The organism is Spiribacter aquaticus, from assembly GCF_007625215.1.
GTDB classification, from domain to species: Bacteria; Pseudomonadota; Gammaproteobacteria; order Nitrococcales; family Nitrococcaceae; genus Spiribacter; species Spiribacter roseus.
Genome location: NZ_VMKP01000002.1, coordinates 124,821 through 147,223, shown reverse-complemented (window position 1 = coordinate 147,223; position 22,403 = coordinate 124,821). Strand labels below are relative to the sequence as shown.

Below are 22,403 nucleotides of genomic sequence, written 5' to 3'. Positions count from 1 at the left end.
TCACCGACCTGAGCATAAGCCGCCGCCCTTCGCCCCCGGCGAGTGCGATAGACTGGCGCCCGAATTGATGAGGGAGGCTCTATGTCAGCACTCAACTCCGCCGTGGTAGCAGTCACGCAGCGCATCCGGGCGCGCAGCGAGACCGATCGCGCCGCCTACCTCGAACGCCTGAAGGCGGCCGCCGAGGATGGCCCGGTCCGCACCAGCCTGTCGTGCACCAACCTGGCCCATGCGTTTGCGGCCGCCCCCGATGGCGATAAGGCGCGCCTCAAGGGCCTGCAGAAGGCCAACGTGGGGATCGTTTCGGCCTACAACGACATGCTCTCCGCCCACCAGCCGCTGGAGCGCTTTCCCGGGCTGCTCAAACAGGCGGTGCGTGAGGCCGGCGGAACGGCCCAGTTCGCCGGCGGTGTGCCCGCCATGTGCGATGGCGTCACCCAGGGCCAGCCCGGCATGGAGCTGTCGCTGTTCAGTCGCGATGTGATCGCCATGGCCACCGGCGTGGCGCTGTCCCACAACACCTTTGACGGCGGGCTGTGTCTGGGCGTGTGCGACAAGATTGTCCCGGGACTGCTCATCGGTGCGCTGCATTTTGGTCATCTGCCATTCATTTTCGTGCCCGCCGGTCCCATGACCTCGGGCATGCCCAATGACGAGAAGGCCCGTATCCGCGCGCTCTATGCCGAGGGCAGGGTCGGGCGCGACGCGCTGCTGGAATCCGAGGCGCAGTCCTATCATGGCCCCGGCACCTGTACGTTCTATGGCACCGCCAACTCCAATCAGATGCTCATGGAGGTGATGGGCCTGCATCTGCCGGGCGCGGCATTCGTCAATCCCAATACCCCGCTGCGCGATGCCCTAACGATCGCGGCGGGCCATCGCATCACCCAGCTGACCGCGCACGGCGATGAGTACACACCGGTGGGCCGGGTCATCGATGAACGCGCCATCGTCAACGGTATCGTCGGCCTGCTGGCGACCGGCGGGTCGACCAATCACACCATCCATCTGGTGGCGATCGCGCGGGCGGCCGGCCTGCATATCGACTGGAGCGATTTCGATACGCTCTCGCGGGTGGTGCCTCTGCTGACGCGCATCTACCCCAATGGTCAGGCCGACATCAACCATTTCCATGCCGCCGGCGGTATGGGGTTTCTGGTGCGTGAACTCCTCGACGCCGGCCTGCTTCACGAGGATGTGCTGACCGTCAGTGGCGAGGGGCTCCGTGCCTATGCCCGCGAGCCGATGCTCGCGGACGGCGGCGTTGCCTGGGGCGAGGCACCCGCCCGGAGCGGTGACGCCCAGGTGGTGCGGCCGGTGGCCGATCCCTTCGATACCGACGGCGGACTGCGGGTGCTCGACGGCAACCTCGGTCGGGCGGTCATGAAGACCTCGGCGGTGCATCCGGATCACCGTCGCATCGAGGGCCCGGCCCGGGTGTTTGACGACCAGCAGGCGGTGCTGGCGGCGTTCCGGGCCGGCGCGCTCGAAGGGGATTTCGTCTGCGTCGTCCGGGGCCAGGGTCCACGGGCCAATGGCATGCCCGAGCTGCATAAGCTGACGCCCGAACTCGGTGTGCTGCAGTCGCGCGGCCAGCGGGTCGCGCTGGTCACCGACGGGCGCATGTCGGGGGCCTCGGGCAAGGTGCCCGCCGCCATCCATCTGCATCCGGAATGGGTGCGGGGCGGGGCGATCGGCCGCATCCGCGAGGGTGACTGGATCACTCTCGACGCCGATGCCGGCCGGCTTGACGTCGATGTGCCCGAGGCGGAGTGGGCCGCGCGGGAATCGGCACCACCGGATACCACCGTTCAGCACGGTATCGGCCGGGATATGTTCGCCGGTTTCCGGTCGATGGCCGGCAGTGCCGAGACCGGCGCCATCAGCTTTTCACCGGCCACGGACAATGAGGGTGCGTCATGACCATGCAATCACTGATGGCCCGCTCGCCGGTCATTCCGGTGGTTCGGATCGAGACCGCGTCCCGGGCACCGGCGCTGGCGCGGGCGCTGCTGGCCGGCGGCGTGTCGGTGATCGAGGTGACACTGCGCACCGCCGCTGCGCTCGAGGCGGTCGCGGCGATCGCCCGCGATGTCCCCGACATGGCGGTGGGGGCCGGCACCGTCACCGCCCCCGATCAGGTCCAGCAGGCCCACGATGCCGGCGCGCGGTTCCTGGTCAGCCCGGGCTATGCGGACGCCGTCAATGCCGCGGCCGAGCGCGCGGCGCTGCCGCTGCTGCCGGGGGTGGCCACGGCCACGGAGTTGATGCGCGCCCAGGCGGATGGCTTTAAGCAGCTGAAGTTCTTCCCCGCGGTGCCGAGTGGGGGAATCGCCGCGCTGGAGGCGTTCGCCGGCCCGTTCCCGGCATTGCGGTTCTGTCCCACGGGGGGTGTGCACTCCGGCAACTATCTGGATTTTCTGCAGCTCGCCAATGTCCCCTGTGTCGGCGGCAGTTGGCTGACGCCGGTGGAGACCATCGAGTCGGGTGACTGGGCGCACATCGAGGCACTGGCCGCCCATGCGGTGACGGCCCGGCGCCGGGAAACCGCCGCCGGTCGCCCGTTGACCGCGGATGAGGGCTGGCAGTCCTGGGCCGGCGAGGAGGACCCGGGCAGCGCCGACGAGGCGTTGCGGTGAATTTTCCAGTTTAAAATGTACCAAAGCAGTCCTGTTTCGGTTATAATCCTCAACCATGATCAAGCTGAACCGCGAAACCGATTACGGCGTGGGCATTCTGGCGCTGATGGCCAGTGACCCTCAGGCGCGCCACAGCGCGGCGTCCCTGGCGGAAGTGCGGGGGCTGCCCCAGCCCATTGTCAGCAAGATCCTCAAGCACCTTGCCCGCAGTGACCTGGTGGTCTCCTATCGGGGCGCCAAGGGCGGCTACGGGCTGGCCCGTTCGCCCGATGAAATCTCCGTGGCGGAGATCATCACCGTGCTGGAAGGGCCGATTGCACTGACCGACTGCATCGAGGACGGGCGTGGCGCCTGTCAGTACGGCAGCCAGTGCAACATCAGCAACGTCTGGGGCCGGATCAACGATGTGGTCCTGCAGGCGCTGTCTGAGATTACGTTGGCGGAGACCGCAACGGAGCCGAATGGCGGCGGTCAAAACCCTATTCATACGCTTGAATTTACCGGAGTGCGTCATGTCCGCGAGCACTGAGACGATTGAACGGTTTACCCAGAAGGGCTACGAGGCCGGGTTTGTTACCGAGGTCGAGGAGGACCGGGTCCCGCCGGGCCTGAACGAGGATGTCATCCGGCAGATCTCGGCCAAAAAGAACGAGCCTGAGTGGATGCTCGAGTGGCGGCTCAAGGCCTATCGCAACTGGCTGACCATGCGCGAGCCGGACTGGCAGTACGTCCACTACGATCCCATCGACTTCCAGGCGATCTCGTACTACGCCGCGCCGAAGCGCGACGAGGACCGGCCGGAGAGCCTTGACGACATCGACCCCGAGATCAAGGCGACCTATGACAAGCTCGGCATTCCGCTGCACGAGCAGGAGCAGCTCGCCGGTGTCGCCAACGTGGCGGTGGACGCGGTGTTCGACTCGGTATCGGTGGCGACCTCGTACAAGGAAAAGCTGGCGGAGCAGGGCATCATCTTCTGCTCGATGTCCGAGGCGGTCCAGAACCACCCCGAGCTGGTGCAGAAGTACCTCGGGACGGTGATCCCGTACAACGACAACTACTTCGCCGGACTGAACTCGGCGGTGTTCACCGACGGATCGTTCGTCTACATCCCCAAGGGCGTGCGCTGCCCGATGGAGCTGTCGACCTACTTCCGCATCAATGCGGCCAACACCGGGCAGTTTGAGCGCACGCTGATCATCGCCGAGGACAGCAGCTACGTGTCTTACCTTGAGGGCTGCACGGCGCCCATGCGCGACGAAAACCAGCTGCATGCCGCCGTGGTCGAGCTGGTGGCGCTGGACGACGCCGAGATCAAGTACTCGACGGTCCAGAACTGGTACCCCGGCGACAAGGAAGGCAAGGGCGGCGTCTACAACTTCGTCACCAAGCGCGGGCTGTGTGCCGGCGACAACTCCAAGATCTCCTGGACGCAGGTCGAGACCGGTTCGGCGATCACCTGGAAGTATCCCAGTGTCGTGATGCGCGGTGACAACTCGGTGGGCGAGTTCTACAGCGTGGCGGTGACGCGGCTGCGCCAGCAGGCCGATACCGGCACCAAGATGACCCACATCGGCAAGAACACGCGCAGCACCATCGTCTCCAAGGGCATTTCCGCCCAGGAGGGCGAGCAGGTCTATCGTGGGCTGGTGCGGATCACGCCGACCGCTGAGAACGCCCGTAACTACTCGCAGTGTGACTCGATGCTGATGGGCTCGGAGTGCGGCGCGCACACCTTCCCCTATCTCGACGTCAACAACTCCACGGCGCAGCTCGAGCATGAGGCGACCACCTCGAAGATCGGCGAGGATCAGATCCTCTACTGCACGTCGCGGGGCATCTCCCCCGAGGACGCGGTATCGCTGATCGTCAACGGCTTCTGCAAGGAAGTCTTCCGCGAGCTGCCGATGGAGTTCGCGGTCGAGGCGCAGAAGCTGCTCGAGGTCACGCTGGAGGATTCGGTCGGCTGATCGCCGGCCGATCCCCTGTCAACGCACAGCACGTAACGAATCTGTTTCAGGAGTCGCAACCAATGGCATTGCTGGAAATCCGCAATCTGCACGTCAACGTCGAGGGTACCGAGATCCTCAAGGGCGTCGATCTGACCATCGACACCGGCAAGGTGCACGCGATCATGGGCCCCAATGGCGGGGGCAAGAGCACCCTGGCCAAGGCGCTGGTGGGCGATGAGGCCTACGAGATCACCGAAGGCGAAGTCCTCTACAACGGCAAGGACCTGCTTGAGATGGATCCCGAGGAGCGGGCCCGTGAGGGCGTGTTCCTGGGCTTTCAGTACCCGGTGGAGATTCCTGGCGTTTCCAACACCTACTTCCTCAAGGCGGCGGTCAATGCCATGCGCAAGCACCGCGGCGAGGGTGAGATCGACGCGATGGAGTTCCTCGAGCTGGTGCGCGAGCGCGCCAAGCGCGTGAAGCTGGATGAGTCACTGCTCCAGCGCCCGGTCAACGAGGGTTTTTCGGGCGGTGAGAAAAAGCGCAACGAGATCTTCCACATGTCGGTCCTTGAGCCCAAGCTGGGGATTCTCGATGAGACCGACTCAGGCCTTGACATCGATGCGCTGCGGATCGTCTCCGAGGGCGTCAATGCGATGCGCGATGGCGAGCGCTCGTTCATGGTGATCACCCACTATCAGCGCCTGCTCGAGCACATCGTGCCCGATGTGGTGCATGTCCTGGTGAACGGCCGCATCGTCAAGACCGGGGGCAAGGAGCTTGCCCAAGAGCTTGAGGACAAGGGCTACGAAGGCTTTGACGAGGCTGCGGCCTGAATTCGCGAGGAGCATCAGTGATGGAAGCAGTAGCGCAGTCCAAGAGCGTCTATCTCGAGGCATTCGAGCAGCTCACGCAGACCGGACCCGAGTGGCTCCGCCCGCTGCATGAGCGGGGCATCCACGCGTTCGAGGCCCGCGGATTTCCGGGTCCGCGCGAGGAGGCGTGGCGCAAGACCAACCTGCGCCCGGTCACCCAGACGGATTTTCCCGTCGCCGATTCCCAGGGCGCAGCACCCAAGGAGCTGGTGGAGCGCCTCGGCGAGCTGGGCGAGAGCTATCGACTCGTGTTTGTGGATGGCCGCCTCGCCGCGGATCTCTCCGATCTGGCCGACCTGGCGAAAGGCCTGACGGTGACCCCGTTCAGTGAGTATGCCAATCAGCCGCCGGAGCGGCTGACCGCGGCCCTCGGTCGGCGGGTGGACATCGACTGGCATCCGTTCGCGGCCCTCAACACCGCGTTCTTTGCCGATGGCGCCTATGTGCATGTGGCGCGCGGCGCGATGATTGAAAAGCCGATCACCGTCACGCATATCATCACCGCCGAGGCCGATCAGCACGCCGTCTACCCGCGGCTGGTGGTCGAGGCCGAGGATGGCGCCGAGGTGCGCGTGGTCGAGCGCTTCATCGGCGATGATGCCGCCAGCACGCTGGTCTGCCCGGTCAGTGAGCTGTCGGCGGGCGAGAATACGGTTCTCGACTACAGCCGTCTGCAGGAAGACGGCGCCGGGGTGATGAACATCGGCACGGTCAACCTGGCCGCTCAGCGCAACGCGTCGCTGCGGGGTGCCTTCGTCGCCGACGGCGGACGGCTCGGCCGGGTCGATCTGATCGCCGATCTGGAAGGCGAAGGCGGCGAGATCGACTGCAACGGCATTTATCTGACCGAGCAGCGGCAGTTCGTGGACTTCCACACCTGGTTCAATCATCGCAGCGAGAACTGCTTCAGCCGGCAGCGCTTCAAGGGCATCCTCCAGGATCGCTCCGAGACCGTGTTCGATGGCCTGGTGAAGGTGTTCGAGGGCGCGCAGAAAACCGACGCCGTACAGGAAAACCGCAACCTGGTGCTGGGCAAGCGCGCCCTGGCGCATTCCAACCCGCGCCTGGAGATCTTCGCTGACGACGTGAAGTGCACCCATGGATCGACGGTCGGCGAGCTCGACGAGCAGGCGCTTTTCTACCTGCGGACCCGTGGCATCAGTGCCGAGGGCGCCAAGGGCATGCTGACCCTGGCGTTCGCCGGCGAGATCGTCGACATGTTTCGGGTCACCGGCGTCCGTGACCACGTCCGGCGGGTGCTGATGCGCCGGCTCAACGTGGAAGACGCGGACATTGGGGAGATTCTTTGAGCGCATATCCTATGCATGAAGCCCGGCCCGGCGCCGATCTGGCGCCGTATCGGGCGGATTTCCCGGTGCTGCAGCGGCCCATGAACGACCGCCGGCTGGCCTTCCTGGACAGTGCGGCGAGCGCACAGAAGCCGCAGTGCGTGATCGATGCCGAACGAGACTGCTACGAGCGCTACTACGCGAATATCCATCGCGGTGTGTATCAGCTCTCGCAGCAGTCGACTCAGGCGTTCGAGAACGTCCGCGGGATCGTCCAGCGCTTCATCAACGCGCCGGACGAGCGCGAGGTGGTGTTCGTCCGGGGTGCGACCGAGGCGATCAATCTGGTGGCCCAGTCGTTCGTGCGCCCGATGCTCCAGCCCGGCGATGAGGTGCTGATCACCGGCATGGAACACCATGCCAACATCGTGCCCTGGCAGCTTGTCACCGAGGCCACCGGCGCCCACCTGGTGGTGGCGCCGGTGCTCGATGACGGCTCGCTGGACATGGATGGGCTGCGCGCGCGGATCAGCGAGCGCACCCGCTTCATCAGCGTCGTGCATGTCTCGAACACGCTGGGCACGATCAACCCGGTGGAGACCATCACCGAGCTGGCGCACGCCCGGGGTATCCCGGTGTTGATCGATGGCGCGCAGTCGGCGCCGCATATGCCCGTGGACGTGCAGGCCATGGGGGCGGATTTCTACACGTTCTCGGCCCACAAGACCTACGGCCCCAGCGGCTCAGGCATCCTCTGGGGCCGGCTGGCCCATCTCCAGGCCATGCCGCCCTATCAGGGCGGTGGCGATATGATCCGGACGGTGCGCTTCGAGGGCTCGGAGTATGCCGAGCCGCCGCAGCGCTTCGAGGCGGGCACGCCGAACATTGCCGGCGTGATCGCCACCGGCGTCGGGCTTGAGTATATGGAAGCGGTGGGCCGCGAGCGCATCCTCGCCCACGAGCAGTCGCTGCTGGCGTATGCCAACGAGCGGCTGGCGGAGTGGGATGACCTGCGGGTCATTGGGACCGCGCCCGGCAAGGCAGGCGTGATCTCGTTCGTGATCGATGGGATCCATCCCCATGACATGGGGACGATCCTCGACATGGAGGGCGTCGCCGTCCGGGTGGGGCATCACTGTACCCAGCCGCTGATGGAGCGCTTTGATGTGCCGGCCACCGTGCGGGCCTCGTTCGGCCTCTATAATGACCGCGCCGATGTCGATGCGCTAGTGGATGGCCTGCTTAAGGTGAAGTCGCTGCTCGGCTGACCATGACCGAACTATCGGCGCTCTACCAGGCCGTGGTGCTTGACCACAACCGCGCTCCGCGCAATCGTCATGAGGTGCAGCCCCATGACGGCGAGGCCGACGGCAACAACCCGCTCTGCGGTGACTGGGTGCATGTCGAGTTCCGCCTGGACCCGGCGGGCTGCATTGAGGACATCGGCTTCAATGGCGAAGGCTGCGCCATCTCGACGGCCTCGGCGTCGATCATGACCGAGGTGTTGAAAGGGCGCACCCTCGATGAGGCGCGCCGGATCGGTGAGCGGTTCCAGCATCTGGTGACCGATCGCGAGGCGCCGCTGCCGGCGGCGGATGATCCCGACCTCGAAAAACTCCTGGCACTGGCGGGCGTACGTGATTACCCCATGCGGGTGAAGTGCGCCACCCTTGCCTGGCACACCCTGCAGGCGGCGATTGAAGCGCCTGCCTCAGCGGATTCGGAGTAGCGCATGGTGGAACGGCCCCCGGTTGAGACAATGCGTGAAGGCGTGGTGAGCGCCCTGCGCAACGTCTACGACCCCGAGATCCCCGTGGACGTCTACGAGCTGGGTCTGATCTATGAGATCGAAGTGGATGCGGATGGCTTCGTCGACGTGCTGATGACGCTGACCTCGCCGGCCTGCCCGGTCGCCGGGCAGATGCCGATCATGATCAAGGCCGCGGTTGAGCAGGTCCAGGGTGTCGAGGCCGCCGAGGTGGAGCTGACCTGGGACCCGCCCTGGAGTCAGGATCGGATGTCCGAGAGCGCGCGCCTGCAACTGGGGTTCATGTAGCCGCGGCAGCGGGCCTGAACAGACCGGGATCCACTGGCGGGTCGAGCGCCGGGCCCTGTTCGATGAATGCGGGACGCTGGCCGGTGGCGCTGAAACCGTCGTCATAGCGGTACAGATCCGTCAGCAGGATGCGCTCGCCTTCCATGCCCGCGACCTCCGTGATGGCGGTTATCCGCCGCGCCCCGTCGCCAAACCGGGTCAGTTGGACGATGATGTCGATGGCCGCGGCGATCTGATCCCGGATCGCCCGCGCCGGCAGATCCATCCCCGCCATTAACGTCATCACCTCGAGTCGGGCGAGCGCATCGCGCGGTGTATTGGCATGTGCGGTGGTCAGCGAGCCGTCGTGGCCGGTGTTCATTGCCTGGAGCATGTCGAGGGCCTCCCCGCCCCGGCATTCCCCCACCAGGATGCGATCAGGGCGCATGCGCAGTGCGTTGCGGACCAGCTCACGAATGCTGATCGCCCCGCTGCCCTCAATGTTGGGCGGGCGTGATTCCAGCGCCACGACATGATCCTGCTGCAGTCGCAGCTCCGCGGAATCCTCGATGGTCACGATCCGCTCGGACTCGTCGATCTCCTCTGACAGGGCGTTGAGGACCGTGGTCTTGCCCGTGCCCGTACCGCCGGCGATCAGGATATTGCGGCGGCGGTGGACACACAGGCGCAGGAAGGCGGCCATGGTGGCATCCAGGGCCCCGAAGCCGACCAGATCATCGATCCCGATCCGCGTGTCGCTGAAGCGCCGGATGGTGAGTGTGGCGCCATTGAGCGCCAGCGGCGGGATGATCGCATTGACCCGCGAGCCGTCAGGCAATCGCGCGTCCACCAGCGGCGAGCCCTCGTCAAGGCGCCGACCAAGGGGGGAGACGATCCGGTCGAGGACACTGTCGAGGGAGGCCGCCGAACTGAATGCCAGGGCGGTCTTCTGCAGTCGGCCCTGACGCTCGACATAGATGCTGGCCGGCCCGTTGACCATGATCTCGCTGACCGTGGCGTCGGCCATGAGCGACTCAATGGGGCCGAGTCCGACGGTTTCGGCCACGACTGCAGCCACTACGGTATCGCCGTCCAGGTCATCAGGGATGGACAGTTCGCCTTCCTCGATCAGCTGCCAGGCCGTGGTTCGCGCCTCGTCACGCAGTCGCTGTGCGGACAGGGTCTGGAGGATATCCCGCCGGTAGAGATCGAGGCGCTGACTGATGCGCTCCTGAAACCGGCGCACCAGTTCGGGGGCAATCCGGGGTGTGGCGGCCGTCACCGGTGGCTCTGGCGTCGCTGCAGGGGGTGGATCGGGCTCGGGGGCGGATGGAGCCGGTGTTTCGGGGGTGTCGGTGATCCCGGGCGTATCGGGCAATTGGGGCACGTCGGGCGCGTCCGCTACGTCCGCCGCGTCCGCCGGGCGGACCTGCCAGCAGGTGTCGCCCAGGCGCAGCGCATCACCAACGGCCAGCGGACCGGCCTGCCGGACCGGCTCGCCATTGAAGTCGATCTCACGCCGTCCCGCCAGCAGACGGATGTGCACCCCGTCGGTGTCGACCCGGAGCTCGGCATGCCGACGGGCGATCCCTTCACCGGCAATGCGCAGGTCACAGCGGCGCCCGCCGCCAATGGTGTATCGGCGGCCGGGGTCGAGGATCACCGGGGTGGGATGTTCCCGACCCCGGTGCTGGAGGAGTTCGAGTCTATTCATAACGGATCTCCTGGAGGGGCAGGCGCGGGACGGGGGTGGAGCGGCTCGGGTCGGCCCGCTCTGGCGAGTCGGCCCGCGGATCGTCCTGCAGGGTGGGGGTGATGAGCACCACCAGTTCGGTCTGCTCGTTCTGGAATCGCTCCGAGCGGAACAGGCCACCGATCACCGGCAGTTTCCCCAGCCCCGGCACGCGACTGACCGCCCGCGACTGCTGCTCGTCGATCAGACCGGCGATCAACAGCGTCCGGCCGCTCGGTCCACTCATTTCGGTGATCGCGTTGCGGACCGAAAAGCCGGGTACACCGAGCACAGTGACGGACTCATCGACGTCGCTCACCTCCACCTCGATGCGGGTGCGGATATGGGCGTCATCGCCGACCACCGGGGCCACCTTGAGCAGGATCCCGTAATCCTTGAACACCACCGTGGGATCCCCTTCGCCGTTCTGGATGGGGATGGGCACTTCGCCGCCGGCCTGGAATTCGGCGGCGGTCCCGCTCAGAGCCGAGAGCATGGGCTCGGCGATCACCCGGGCCTCGCCCGCCTGGCCAAGCAGGTCGATCATCGCCGTCAGGCTCAGGCCCACGCCGAGGTAACCGTTGCCCTTGCCGATATCGAGCGGCAGCGACTGGTTGGGCAGAAAATCGCCCAGCGCGCCGCGAAAGACATCGTTGGTCTTCAGGTCCGCGGCATAGGCAAAGCTGATCGCCGGGGACTGCGTGGTCCAGTCAAGGCCGATTTCGCGCAGGGTCGAGGTGCGCAGTTCCACGAACCGCGCCTTGACCTGGACGCTGGGGGTGTCGCCCGCGGTCGCCGGATCAGTGAAGTCACCGAGCTGCGGATACGCTTCCACCAGGCGCTTGAAACGCGCCGCGTCGCGATCGGTGGCCGGGCGTCCGGTCACGAAATAGGCGGCATCGATCCGCTCGAGGTGGATGCCGTCAATGCGCCCGGCGAGCTGCTCAAGCTGGCGGTCGCGCGGGGTGTCCGGAGCGGGTTGGATCGTGACCGGCAGATGCCGCGGCGGCGCGTCCCGGGACCAGATGCGCAGATCCGTCTGGCCGACGGCGCGGCCCATCAACAGGATGCCATCGCCGTCGCCGAGCACCTCGACTTCGGCGAGCTCGCCGTCGCCAAGCGCCACGCGGACCACATCGCTCGCCTCAATGAGCCGTGAGTGCCCGACATCCACGCTGACCGCGGCGGCGGGCAGTATGACCATCAACCCGAGGGCCGTGGCGATGGCCCGGCACCAGTGCCTGATAAGCCCCGGTCTCACGGCTCACCGCCGATGATCAGTTCCACCGCGGGAGTCGCTTCGCCCGACTGGGTCCGGGTGATCGCTTCGGTATCGATGCGATAGCCGGCCACCGGTGCGTCGTCGCGGCCAGCGCGCAGGACGACATGAATGCTGCCAATGGCGAGGGCCTGCGTGATGCGGGCGGCCTCCACCGGTGAGACGGCGAGGGTGAGGTCGTCATAGCCGGGGCGCCGGGCACGGTCCTCGCGGGCCGCAATCCGCGCGCCGGTGGCGAGGATCGGGATGTCCGCGAGCAGGGGCAGGGTGGCGCGCTCGCCGTCCTCGCGATGGGTGAGCATCAGGTCGACGCGGTCACCGGGGCTCAGCAGCCCGGCGATCTCCGCGCCGCCGGACACCGGAATGGTAATGGCCCGATCGCCGGGGGTGATCTGATCGGCCAGTCGGGCGCGGTCCGAGTCGGCGACGTGCACCGGCAGAATCGCCCGACCCGCGCTCAGGTCATGGGTGAGGGTGCGCCCGGCGATGCGCCCCCAGGCGCTGTCAGCGATGGCGCGTTCGTGGACAAAGCGCACCGGCATCTCGCGCACGGCGACATGATCCTGGGTCAGACGGGTGCCCTCGGGCAGATCGTCGCGGGCGACGATCACCGCCCGGGTGGCATGCGTTGAGCGCAGTTCGGCTTCGATCGCCTGAGCGCGTTGCGCGAGATGGCGGTCGCCGGCCCAGACACCGGCACCACCGGCCAGCAACGCCCCGGTCACCAGCAGGACGCCGCGTTTGAGGGGAGTCATGATCATGGCCTTCTCCCGGGACGGTTCATAACGGAATGGCCAGCGACCAGAGGGCCTGGTCGGTGTGGGTGGCAAACGCCTCGATCAACCGATCAATGCCCGACCAGATGCCCATCAGCCCGGCGATGACCGCCAGATACTCGGCGCTGCTCATGGTGTGCCCCCTGGCGTGACCCGCTGCGCCAGTACGAGGGTCTGACCGGAGCGGCGTAGCAGCTCAACCCGGATCGCTTCCCCGTCGCGATGCAGCCGTATGCGCCGGCGCCCGGCAATGCCCGGGTCGTCGACATCGGATCCCCGCCAGCCGGCGGCTTCAAGCGTCCGGGTCAATGCCTGGGCGGCCGACGCGGGCCCGAGGGCGGTACGGGCGTGAACCGAGGCGCCGGCGGCATTGCGACTCTGGAACTCGATCTCGAGCCCTGCGGGCAGGGGCAGATAGGGCCTGGGGGCGGGCGGCTTGGCGGTGTCGAGGGGCATCAGGCTGATCATGACGGCATGCCCGGCACCGTCCGACCTGACGGCGAGGCGCCGGGAGAATGTGTCGCTGGCCTGCCAGACCGTGTCGTCACGTCCGTCCCCATTGGAATCGGTCGCCTGCAGGACACCCGGATGGGCCTGCCAGTCCTGACGATATCGCGCCATGAGGGCATCGAGCCCGGTCTCGGTGGTATAGGCGAGCGTGCACATCGGGAGTCCGCCGATCATCACGCGGGCATCCCGCAGCACCTCGCTGGCATCGGCGGTCATGCTCAGGCCGTCGAGCTCGCCGGCGCAGGCGTTGCGCGCATCGATCTCGGCCGCGAGCAGCAGACCGGGCAGCATGCCGAGCCAGTGCCAGCGCGGCCGTCGTGACCGCTGACGACGCTCAGCGCCGCGTTGGCAAGCGGGCCGGCGGGGGAATGAAATCGGTTGCGCTGGCATCACGTCCTTCCTTGAAAACAAAAAATCGGCCGAGGATCTGGGCGGGTCTGGAGAGCGCATCAACCGGTTCGCTGGCGACGATCTGCTGCAGGCGCTGCTCAAACTCATCGTCCGTAGCGGCCTGCCAGACCCGGGGCGAGAGCCCGCCCATGGCCGTGAGGGCGACCGGCGGGCGGTCGTCGCCCGACTCGAGGACCGGGCGGACCTGCAGGGTGACCCGATCACCGCGCAGGCCGGTGCGCTCAAGACCGAGCATGTTCCCCGAGAGTCCGACAAAGGAGGCGATTGACGGGGTTGACGCGCCGTAGGCGAGGCTGCGCACGGCACGGCCTGCCACCGGCAGGCGGGATGGCGTCTGACCGGTCGGCCGCGAGTGGTGCGCGTCATCGTCGATGCGCAATGCGCCCCCGGCATCCCGCCAGAGTGGATTGCGACTCGGCCCCTGGCGCCGCAGTGGCTCGATGGCCAACAGCGGGGCATGGTCATTGCCAAACACCCGATCCTCGATGGCGAGGTCGCTTTCGGCAGCGGCGGTATCGCCGGCGAGGCTCTGCCAGGCGGTGTAGCGGGCGGCGGCATGGGTGGCGCGGTCCATGTCGGCGAGTCGGCCCAGGTAGTCCATCGCCACAAACGCCGGGATCAGCGCCACCAGGCCGACCAGCGATTCGGTGATCGCACTCCCCGATTGACGGCTCATGGCAGGCCCGGTGCTTCAAGGCGGGTCAACGACGCTTCCCAGAAGGGATTGAAAAGCGTGGCCGGGCGCTGCCGGTCGGGGCAGTGCCGGCCGCAGTCATCCGGGACGCGATAGCGCACCTCGCCAATGCTGATGTGGGCGTTGATCGACTCGCCGTCGGCGTCGCCGGGTAGCGGTGCGGTGACCAGCGCGGGAATCCGGACCAGGCTTTTGTCCCGCGGCGGCTGGCGAAGCCGTGTGTAGCGGCTGACGCCGATGTAATTCCCGGCCAGCCGATCGGCATCGGCACGACCGCGCGCCAGGGTGGACCATGACTCCCAGCTCATCTTGCGCCAGTCGAAAAAGCTGACCTGCAGACGATCGCCGGAGCGCCAGCCGCCGGCATCGGTACGCGGGGGCTGTTGGGTCACGCCCTGTTTGCGGAACCGCACCACCCGCAGAATGGAGCGATCCCAGTCCCGGCCGCCGGCACCGAACCGCGGCCGCCCGGACCGGGCGGGGCCCCGAAGCCAGCGGCTCAGGCGGCGGTCGTGGTTGATTGTGGATCGCAGCACGCGCTGGAAATAGCCGTCGTCCCGCCCCGGAGTGACGCCTTCGAGTTTGAGGTAGGCCGATACCTGCCGACTGAGGAGGCGGGCGTCCATGGCCGTGGCGTAGGGGCGGGGGATGGCATCGATGGCGCTTCGCTCATTGACCTGGAAATCGTCCCCGTAGCGCTCCACCACACGCTGCATGACCGCATCGACCCGCCCGGGCCGGAGCCCGTTGCGCGCTCCGTACTGCGCAAGCGACAGCAGATCCATGTAACGGTCGGCGCTGACGATGTAGCCGCCAGCCGCGATCGATGCGGTCTTGATCGCGGCGTCGATGAGGCGCTGCGCTTCGCGGGCGGCCACGCCGACATAGGGCAGGAACTGGGCGTAACGGGAGATCTGGCGCGACGCCTCACCGCTGTAGCGCAGCCAGCTGATGGTGGCCACCAGATGGCCCACGGCGATGTGACTCGCGATCAGGCTGCGGTTGGTGTAGGCGATCAGGTTGAGTCGCCGGGCCGTCCAGCTCGCACCGCTGTAAGCAGCGGCGTCGGCGGCATTGACCACCGCCGACTCCTGCCCGATGCCGCGGATCGAGCGGTGCGTCAGCACGATCGCGGCGGCCGCGAGGGCGAGGGTGGCCAGAACCACGGGCAGGATCTGGCCACCCTGTCGGTCAGTTCTGCTCATTGAAATTCTGCAGCGTGTCTTCCTGACCCGCCCGGTCGGCCGCGCGCTGTGAGTTGTTGTCGGCCTGGTCGATCTGGTCGCTGCCATCCTGACCGGCCATCTCCCGGGCCATGGCGGCGGCCTGGCTGGAAATGGTGTCGCCGAAGGCCGAGAAAATGCCGATACCGGCCACCGCGATGAGTGCGGTGATGATGATGTACTCCGACATCCCCTGACCGCGTTGGCGTTGAGTGCGACGGGTGGACGGGCGGACCGGCGGGTGTGGGCGTTGGATGGGCATGGCGCCTCCTTGACTGGGCGTTGAAAAGGCCGTGTATCGATCAGCCTAGAAACAATCACCGAAGGCGCGAAGTACCGCTGGTCGGGGGGTGCAGGGATCCGGCCGAGCGGCAGCGCTCGGGGCGATCAACGGTGGCGAGCCAGCGGATCCCGGGCGCATCCGCCGCCTCACCGGGCAGCCACCGGATGGCACGTAGGCCGTGGGGAGTGGGTTGCAAGCCGTAAGCCGGCGGGCGGATGCCATTGACCGAGGCGTTCATCGCCATTAATCCGGTCTGCTCGCAGAGCCATACCAGCGCCCGGTCACGGGCCGCCGGGACGGCGTCGGCGTTGTGGCCAAGGCCGTACGCCCGGGTGAGTCGGGCGATGGCGGCGCGGTGCGAGGCACCCTCATCCGGGGCGATGGGTCCGTCGGCCACATCGGCGACGACATCGTCAGCCGCTGGTGGCGCGGGCAGGGGCAATGTGGCCACCGCCTGCACACCCGCGGGGGCGAGGCGGCGTCGGCGGCCGTCCGGGTGCAACACCATGCTCGGCCCGCCGTGGGCGACGACAAGGATCGGCACACCGCTGCGCGCGGCCTGCAGATGCACGCTGCGCCGATGCAGTCCCGCGAGGCTCGCCAATCCCGCTGTCGGCAGGTGGGCCGGGTTGACGATCAGGCGTGGCCCGCGGGCGACGGCCCGGTCCACGGCGCGGGGGTGGCTGGCATCCGAGCAGATCAGCACTTCGAGGGCTTGCAGGTCGTTCCGGTCCGGCCCGTCAGTCGTGCTAAGGGCCGCTTCGGCGAACGGAAGGGGAAAGGCCTTGGTCCATCGCCCGGTGGGGGCGTTGCGCGCCTTGACGCCCGGGGTGATCGACACTTCGCTGCGAAGCTTTCCGGGTGCGAGGTAGCGATACCCATGCCGCAGGTGGATCATGCCGCCGGGCGGCCGCTGCCAGGGCGGCGGCAGCAGGACCGGGGACGCCGCCTCCGGCCAGACGACCCAGCGTGCCTCGATCCGGGCAAGCGCGGCGTGGGCGAGGGCGGTTGATGTGCCCGGGTCGTCGTCAAGCGTCTGGACAATGGCGATGCGCGGCGCTTCGGACGGTGCGTCGGGCGGCGGATCCACCGGGATCAGGATCACGGCCGCGAGGCCCAGCGCGATCGCGGTTGGCATCAGCCAGCTTCGGGGCCGCGTGCGTATTCCGCCGGCCATGAGGGCGACGGCCAGCCCGGTCTGCCACAGCCCCAGGGCCGCATCGGCTGCGATCACACCGCCCGCGTCCACAATACGGAACGGTACCACCGATGGCGGCAGGAAAAGGCTCAGCGAGATCGGGATCCCCACCGACCGCAGCGCCGCAAGCAGGCCGATCAGCCCCACCATCGCACCCACAAGACGCCAGGAATGGGTGACGCCGTGGCGATCCGCCGCCGCCAGGGCCACGACGATGAACGCCGCAAGAACCGTGACGATTACGGCGATCGCGAGGGCCGGCTCCTGGCCCGCGACAGGGCCCAGGGCCACCCCCATCGGCAGTCCCAGTGCGATCAGGGTGTTGAGCACCCGCGCCCGTCGCGACCGGCGCATGCCCATCAGCCACGGAACCAGCCACACCAGTCCTGCGGGCGCGAAACCCACCGGTGGCAGTGCCGCCACGGCGAGCAGGCCGGCGAGGAGCCCCGTCATTGCGGCGTTACTCGGGTGCGGGCGGGGCCTCGCCGAGGGCGTCGATCGCCCGGCGCAGGTCCACGAGCGCCGGCCGGCCGGCACTGACCGGGGCCAGTCGTTCGTGCTGCCCGAGCCGTCGGCGGGCCTGCTGGAGATGGACGACCGCGAGGTTGTAAGTGGCGAGGACATGACCCGGGTCGCGGGCGAGCGCGGCCTCGAAGTGCTCGATGGCGTTATGGGAATCACCGGCGCCGTAGGCAATCAGTCCGAGCTGGAAGTGCGGTGACACGAGCTCGGGGGAGCGCTCGATCACCGCTTCATAGCCCTGCCGGGCGCGTTCGGGATCGCCGTGCTCCAGGGCGGCATCGGCGCGGGCAAGGCGCTCGATCACCGATGGGGCATTGTTGCTGGGCAGGGCCACACAGCCCTGGAGCAGTGCGGCGACCGCCAACAGGCGGACTGAGGTCCGGATGCGGCTCATGGGTAATCCCTGTTGCAGTAAAAGCGCCGGCCCGCGAGTGGGGGTGGCAGTGTGTCGGCGGCCATTTCGAGGGTGGCCCGGGTGCCCCGCGGCGCCGTGATCCAGCGGCCCGGCGGCACCCGCGATGTCACCCGCAGCACCCTGAGCTCGCGGTCAAGCTGGGCAATATCGATCGCAAAGCGCATGCCAAGGGTGTGCACCCCGCCCCGCGCGATCAGCAGCAGGCCGCAGTCGCTGGCGGGCGCGTCGCTCCGCCCGAGCAGTCCGATGAGACGGGGCACGAAGCGGTCGGCCACCTCGACCCGGATGCGCCACGGCCCGCCGGGCGGGGGCATGAAAAGGCAGGTGGGCACGGCGTCGCGATGCTTCATAGCAGCCCGCCTTCCATGAACTGAAGGACAATCGGGAAACCGATGATCAAAAACGTGACCGGAAACAGCAGCCCCACCAACGGGGCGAGCATTTTCACCGGCGCCTCGTTGGCCTTTTTCTCGGCGGCCGCGAAGCGTTCACGCCGGCGTTGGGCGGCCTGGTCACTGAGCGTCTGGCTGATCGCCGCGCCGGTCTCCTCGGCCTGGGCGATGGCCGCCACGAAGCCGTGCACGGCACTCAGGTCCACCCGCCGGGCCATGCGCTCGAGCGCCTCGAGGCGTGCCACTCCCGTGCGCGTATCGCGGTCGATGCGCTGCATCTCCGCGCGCAGCGGCCCCGGTTCGAGATGCCGGGTGCACTGCGGCAGTGCCGCACTGAAACTCAGCCCGGCGCGGACCGAAAGCCCGAGCAGCTCGAGCAGTGCCGGGAACTGGCGGGCGATCAGGCGCTGTCGCCGCTGGCCCTGATCGCGCAGCCAGATCGCCGGATAGGCATAGCCCAGCACCAACCCTGCCAGTACCGAGCCGGCCCCGCCGGCGTCCAGCGACTCGAGTGCCGGCTGCAGGACCAGCGCGGCCACCATGGTGAGCACGGCCGTGAGCCCCCGCAGCACCATCCACTCGCCGGGCAGCACTGCATAGCCCATGCCGGCCCGGTCGAGTCGCGCGGCCAGGCTCCGGGGCGGGAACCAGCGCGTGGGATCGACCTCGGCGTGAATGAGCCGGGCCAGCGGCAGCAGCAGTCGGAACAGCCGCGGCGAGGGATCCCGCCAGCGATCCACCGCCGGGCCGCGGCGTACTCGCGCAAGCTCGGCGATGCCGGCCACGCCGCCCGCCGCCGCGAGCCCCAGCAGGCCCGCCGTCCATTGCGCGCCCGCTTCAGATATCAATGGCGACCACCCGGCGGATCCAGACCATCGCCAGGGCCATGGCGACGGCCACGATCATAATCACCGCCCAGCCGAGCGGCTCGGTGAAAAGCCGCGCCATCATTGCCGGTTGCTGGAGGTAGAGCATGCCGCCGATGCCGAACGGCAGCACCATCATCACCCGGCCCTGCATCCGCCCCATGGCCGTCAGTGCGGTGATGCGTTCTTCGACCTGGGCGCGCTCACGCAGTGTGATGGAAAGCGTATCGAGGGTATGGGCGAGATCGCCGCCCACGCGATGCGAGATCATGATGGCGTTTCGAAACAGCGCGGTCTCCTCGGCGGGCACGCGCTCGGCGAACCCACCCAGCACCGTCTCGAGCTCTTCACCCAGGCGCTGGCGGCTCAGCATCAGGCCGAACTCCTGGCTGAGCGGAGCGGGCTGGCGGCGCGATACCAGGGCCATGGCCCGACCGATGTTCGTCCCGGCGCGCAGTGAGCTGGCAAGGGTCTGCAGGGCATCGGGCAGCTGGCGGATGATCGCCCGGCGGCGGCGCTCGCGGATTCGGTGCACGCCGATGCGCGGCAGGGCCAGTCCGGTCAGCCCGGCGGCGACCGCCACGGGCCAGGGCAGGACAATGGCAGTGAGGGCGGCGAGCACCAGCCCAAGCCCCACGGCGATCTGCAGGAGACGGCGGGCGGGCAGATCGATGAACTGCGCACGCAGATCATCCTGCGCGGTCGCCTGAATATGCGAGCGATAGCGCTGAATGGCCGGTACCAGGCCACTCACCAGCGCCATCAGGGCAAGGCCGGCGGCCAGACAGGCGGCGATCAGCGCGAGCAGTGCGAAAGACATCATGACCCCGACACTGCCGGGGCCCCGGGGCGGGTTCAACGACCGTTGGTCGATTCCTGGGCAAAATACTGATCGACGAACGCCTCGAACGGGGGCTCGTCGCGGGCCTCCATGTCGGCCTGCTCGGCGCGTGAGCGGATCGCCTCGTCGGCGAGGCGCGCGCGCACCGATTCGTCCAGTGGCCACTGGCGGATGGTCTCGACATGCTCGGCCGAGGTGCGCAGGGCGAATTCGACGAATTCCTCGTTGTGCGCCCGCATGGCGGCGAGCACCTGCGCGGAGGGAGTCCGCGCGGCGTCGGCCACCGATGCCCGGTAATCGGCGAGGATGCGACTGTAGCGGCCGTCCTGGTGCACCTCGTCGAGGAGTTCCGCCGGGCCGGTCATCGCGCCGAGTAACTCATCCGCCCAGTCCCGCAGGCCGACCCGCTCGCCATCGCCGCGATGCAGGGTCAGGTTCGGGTCCCGCCCGTGGCGGGCGACAAGGCCCTGATTGGCATTGATGTGGTGCTGCTCGAGGGCGTTGATCGGTGGACTGTCCTCGAGCAGACAGAACACCAGGAGGGTCTCGAGAAAGCCGATCTGATCGGCGTCGATGCCGATCGGGTTGAACGGGTTGAGATCCAGCGCACGGATCTCGACATACTCGACGCCGGCCCGGTTGAGCGCGCAGGTCGGCGGCTCGCCGGACTGGGCGACCGCCTTGGGTCGGACGAAGCTGTAGTACTCGTTCTCGATCTGCAGCACGTTGGTGTTGAGCTGGCGCCAGACGCCATCAACGAGCGTGCCGATGCGCGCGTATTCCGGATCGGGGGTGCTGATCGCCGCCCGCAGGCTGGCCACGTAGGCGTCGAGGTTGTTGTAGTCGATCTCGAGGGCGGCCTGGGCGTTGTTCTTATAGCCGATATCGCTCATGCGCAGGGACGTCGCATACGGGGTGTAGAAGGTGTTCGCCGAGAACGATTCGAAGTCCAGGTTGCGACCGCCGGTGAACGACTTGCAGATCGCCGGTGAGGCGCCCACCAGGTACGGCACCAGCCAGCCATAGCGCTGGAAGTTGCGGATCAGCCGAAAGTAGAAGTCCGAGCGGAAGGTGGCGAAGTCGCGCCGGTCGTCCTCGCGCGCCTGGACCGAGCGCAGGAACGCCTCGCTGAACGAGTAATTGAAATGGATGCCGGCGATTGCCTGCATGGTCCGCCCGTAACGCCAGTCCAGGCCGTGGCGGTAGACATGCTTCATGCGACCGATGTTCGAGTCGCCGTAATCGGCGATGGGAATGCTTTTATCGCCACCGACGATGCAGGGCATGGAGGTGGCCCAGAGCAACTCGTCGCCGATCTGATCGACGGTGTAGCGATGCAGATCGGCGAGATGCTGCAGCGCCGCCTCGCCATGGGTGTAGGCGGGGGTGACCAGCTCGAGCAGCGCCTCGGAGTAATCGGTGGTGATCTCCGGATGACACAGCGGTGAGCCGAGCCCCTCGGGATGCGGCGTCTGCGCGATGTGGCCGGCGGGCGTCACCCGCAGGCTTTCCTTTTCCAGGCCATGGCGGCTGCCGGCGAGCAGACCGCGCTCGCCATGGGCCTGCAATCGTTTCACGCGACGCTCGGCGCTACGGTTCATGGTGTTGGACTACTCGATTCCGAAAGCCGCGATTGTGCCGATGTCGAGCGTCATTTGGAATGGCATGTTGCGGTGCGTATCGCCATAGGGCGCGGGCGGCGGGTACCGTGCAGCCATTCACTGTGCGATATTCGGAGGATCACGGCATGACGAGAACGGCACTGGTAACCGGAGGGACCCGGGGCATTGGGGCCGCCATTGCGCGGGCGCTGCGAGACTCGGGCCATCAGGTCATCGCGACCTATCAGGGCAATGACGAGGCCGCGGCGGCGTTCACACGCGATACCGACATCCCGGCGCGCAAGTGGGACGTCTCCGACTTCGCCGCCTGTCAGCAGGGCGTGGCTGACGTGGTGGAGACCTATGGCTCCGTCGATGTGCTCGTCAACAATGCCGGCATCACGCGGGACGCCACCCTGCACAAAATGGAGGAGGCGGACTGGAACGCGGTCATCACCACCAACCTGAACTCGGCGTTCAACATGACCCGGGCGGTCATCAATGGGATGCGCGAAGCCGGCTTCGGGCGGATCATCTCGATTGCGTCGATCAACGGCCAGAAGGGCCAGATGGGGCAGGCCAACTATGCCGCGGCCAAGGCCGGGCTGATCGGCTTCACCAAATCGGTGGCCCAGGAGAATGCCCGTCGGGGTGTGACGGCCAATGTCGTCTCACCGGGCTATATCAGCACGGAGATGGTGGCGGCGGTGCCGGAGAACGTCCTTGAGAAGATCGTCGGCCAGATCCCGGTCAACCGCCTCGGCGAGGCCGAGGAAGTTGGCCAGGCGGTGGCCTACCTGGCGAGCGACGGGGCGGGGTTCGTCACCGGCTCGACGCTGAGCATCAACGGCGGCCAGTGGATGGCCTGAT

At 67.5% G+C, this 22,403-nt stretch carries 24 protein-coding genes; 10 read left to right on the top strand and 14 right to left on the bottom strand.

Annotation, left to right across the window (positions count from 1 at the left end; all coding sequences use genetic code 11):
• Positions 1-81: 81 nt before the first annotated feature.
• From edd to FPL11_RS03990, 9 genes are all read left to right on the top strand, one after another.
• A complete protein-coding gene (gene edd, locus FPL11_RS04030; RefSeq protein WP_144347522.1) occupies positions 82-1,923 on the top strand; it encodes a phosphogluconate dehydratase in 1,842 nt (613 codons plus the stop codon).
• Complete coding sequence (gene eda / locus FPL11_RS04025; protein ID WP_144347521.1) at positions 1,920-2,639, top strand: bifunctional 4-hydroxy-2-oxoglutarate aldolase/2-dehydro-3-deoxy-phosphogluconate aldolase; 720 nt, start codon at positions 1,920-1,922, stop codon at positions 2,637-2,639. Before edd ends, eda begins: the two co-directional genes overlap by 4 nt.
• Positions 2,640-2,694: 55 nt before the next feature.
• Entirely contained in the window at positions 2,695-3,168 is a 474-nt protein-coding gene (locus FPL11_RS04020) for an SUF system Fe-S cluster assembly regulator (RefSeq protein WP_144347520.1), read from the top strand.
• Positions 3,152-4,609, top strand: a complete 1,458-nt coding sequence (gene sufB, locus FPL11_RS04015) for a Fe-S cluster assembly protein SufB (RefSeq protein WP_110883304.1) — start codon at positions 3,152-3,154, stop codon at positions 4,607-4,609. Before FPL11_RS04020 ends, sufB begins: the two co-directional genes overlap by 17 nt.
• Positions 4,610-4,671: 62 nt before the next feature.
• On the top strand, positions 4,672-5,427 hold the full coding sequence (gene sufC / locus FPL11_RS04010; protein ID WP_144347519.1) for a Fe-S cluster assembly ATPase SufC: 756 nt from the start codon (positions 4,672-4,674) through the stop codon (positions 5,425-5,427).
• A gap of 20 nt (positions 5,428-5,447) precedes the next feature.
• Positions 5,448-6,776: a Fe-S cluster assembly protein SufD gene (sufD, locus tag FPL11_RS04005; protein WP_144347518.1), complete on the top strand. Its 1,329-nt coding sequence runs from the start codon at positions 5,448-5,450 to the stop codon at positions 6,774-6,776.
• Positions 6,773-8,023: an aminotransferase class V-fold PLP-dependent enzyme gene (locus tag FPL11_RS04000; protein ID WP_327437315.1), complete on the top strand. Its 1,251-nt coding sequence runs from the start codon at positions 6,773-6,775 to the stop codon at positions 8,021-8,023. The genes sufD and FPL11_RS04000 overlap by 4 nt, the downstream gene beginning before the upstream one ends.
• A 2-nt stretch (positions 8,024-8,025) precedes the next feature.
• Positions 8,026-8,484 carry a Fe-S cluster assembly sulfur transfer protein SufU gene (gene sufU, locus FPL11_RS03995; protein WP_144347517.1) on the top strand — a complete coding sequence of 153 codons (459 nt, stop codon included), beginning with the start codon at positions 8,026-8,028 and terminating at the stop codon, positions 8,482-8,484.
• A 3-nt stretch (positions 8,485-8,487) separates the two neighbouring features.
• A complete protein-coding gene (locus FPL11_RS03990) occupies positions 8,488-8,811 on the top strand; it encodes an SUF system Fe-S cluster assembly protein (RefSeq protein ID WP_144347516.1) in 324 nt (107 codons plus the stop codon).
• Here FPL11_RS03990 and FPL11_RS03985 read toward each other — a convergent pair.
• The 14 genes from FPL11_RS03985 to gshA are packed head-to-tail and all read right to left on the bottom strand — an operon-like array spanning position 8,804 to position 21,533.
• Positions 8,804-10,504 (bottom strand): TadA family conjugal transfer-associated ATPase, encoded by a 1,701-nt coding sequence (locus FPL11_RS03985; protein WP_144347515.1) that lies wholly within the window; start codon positions 10,502-10,504, stop codon positions 8,804-8,806. The genes FPL11_RS03990 and FPL11_RS03985 overlap by 8 nt on opposite strands.
• Positions 10,497-11,783 carry a type II and III secretion system protein family protein gene (locus tag FPL11_RS03980; RefSeq protein ID WP_144347514.1) on the bottom strand — a complete coding sequence of 429 codons (1,287 nt, stop codon included), beginning with the start codon at positions 11,781-11,783 and terminating at the stop codon, positions 10,497-10,499. The genes FPL11_RS03985 and FPL11_RS03980 overlap by 8 nt, the downstream gene beginning before the upstream one ends.
• Entirely contained in the window at positions 11,780-12,562 is a 783-nt protein-coding gene (gene cpaB / locus FPL11_RS03975; RefSeq protein WP_144347513.1) for a Flp pilus assembly protein CpaB, read from the bottom strand. The genes FPL11_RS03980 and cpaB overlap by 4 nt, the downstream gene beginning before the upstream one ends.
• A 19-nt stretch (positions 12,563-12,581) precedes the next feature.
• On the bottom strand, positions 12,582-12,710 hold the full coding sequence (locus tag FPL11_RS10230) for a hypothetical protein (RefSeq protein ID WP_255425104.1): 129 nt from the start codon (positions 12,708-12,710) through the stop codon (positions 12,582-12,584).
• A complete protein-coding gene (locus FPL11_RS03970) occupies positions 12,707-13,477 on the bottom strand; it encodes a hypothetical protein (protein WP_144347512.1) in 771 nt (256 codons plus the stop codon). The genes FPL11_RS10230 and FPL11_RS03970 overlap by 4 nt, the downstream gene beginning before the upstream one ends.
• On the bottom strand, positions 13,422-14,174 hold the full coding sequence (locus FPL11_RS03965) for a hypothetical protein (RefSeq protein ID WP_144347511.1): 753 nt from the start codon (positions 14,172-14,174) through the stop codon (positions 13,422-13,424). The genes FPL11_RS03970 and FPL11_RS03965 overlap by 56 nt, the downstream gene beginning before the upstream one ends.
• Positions 14,171-15,397, bottom strand: a complete 1,227-nt coding sequence (locus tag FPL11_RS03960; RefSeq protein ID WP_144347510.1) for a hypothetical protein — start codon at positions 15,395-15,397, stop codon at positions 14,171-14,173. The genes FPL11_RS03965 and FPL11_RS03960 overlap by 4 nt, the downstream gene beginning before the upstream one ends.
• Positions 15,384-15,677 (bottom strand): Flp family type IVb pilin, encoded by a 294-nt coding sequence (locus tag FPL11_RS03955; protein ID WP_144347509.1) that lies wholly within the window; start codon positions 15,675-15,677, stop codon positions 15,384-15,386. Before FPL11_RS03955 ends, FPL11_RS03960 begins: the two co-directional genes overlap by 14 nt.
• A 55-nt stretch (positions 15,678-15,732) precedes the next feature.
• Positions 15,733-17,349 (bottom strand): hypothetical protein, encoded by a 1,617-nt coding sequence (locus FPL11_RS03950; protein ID WP_144347507.1) that lies wholly within the window; start codon positions 17,347-17,349, stop codon positions 15,733-15,735.
• 7 nt (positions 17,350-17,356) lie between these two features.
• A complete protein-coding gene (locus FPL11_RS03945) occupies positions 17,357-17,812 on the bottom strand; it encodes a tetratricopeptide repeat protein (RefSeq protein ID WP_144347505.1) in 456 nt (151 codons plus the stop codon).
• Positions 17,809-18,183, bottom strand: coding sequence for a DUF192 domain-containing protein (locus FPL11_RS03940; protein ID WP_200833586.1), 375 nt, complete (start codon positions 18,181-18,183; stop codon positions 17,809-17,811). The genes FPL11_RS03945 and FPL11_RS03940 overlap by 4 nt, the downstream gene beginning before the upstream one ends.
• Positions 18,180-19,073 carry a type II secretion system F family protein gene (locus FPL11_RS03935; protein ID WP_144347503.1) on the bottom strand — a complete coding sequence of 298 codons (894 nt, stop codon included), beginning with the start codon at positions 19,071-19,073 and terminating at the stop codon, positions 18,180-18,182. The genes FPL11_RS03940 and FPL11_RS03935 overlap by 4 nt, the downstream gene beginning before the upstream one ends.
• Entirely contained in the window at positions 19,063-19,914 is an 852-nt protein-coding gene (locus FPL11_RS03930) for a type II secretion system F family protein (RefSeq protein ID WP_144347501.1), read from the bottom strand. Before FPL11_RS03930 ends, FPL11_RS03935 begins: the two co-directional genes overlap by 11 nt.
• A 32-nt stretch (positions 19,915-19,946) precedes the next feature.
• Positions 19,947-21,533, bottom strand: a complete 1,587-nt coding sequence (gene gshA / locus FPL11_RS03925) for a glutamate--cysteine ligase (RefSeq protein WP_144347499.1) — start codon at positions 21,531-21,533, stop codon at positions 19,947-19,949.
• Between the two features lie 146 nt (positions 21,534-21,679).
• Between gshA and phbB the strand changes: the two genes are divergently transcribed.
• Entirely contained in the window at positions 21,680-22,402 is a 723-nt protein-coding gene (gene phbB, locus FPL11_RS03920; protein ID WP_144347497.1) for an acetoacetyl-CoA reductase, read from the top strand.
• Position 22,403 lies beyond the last annotated feature (1 nt).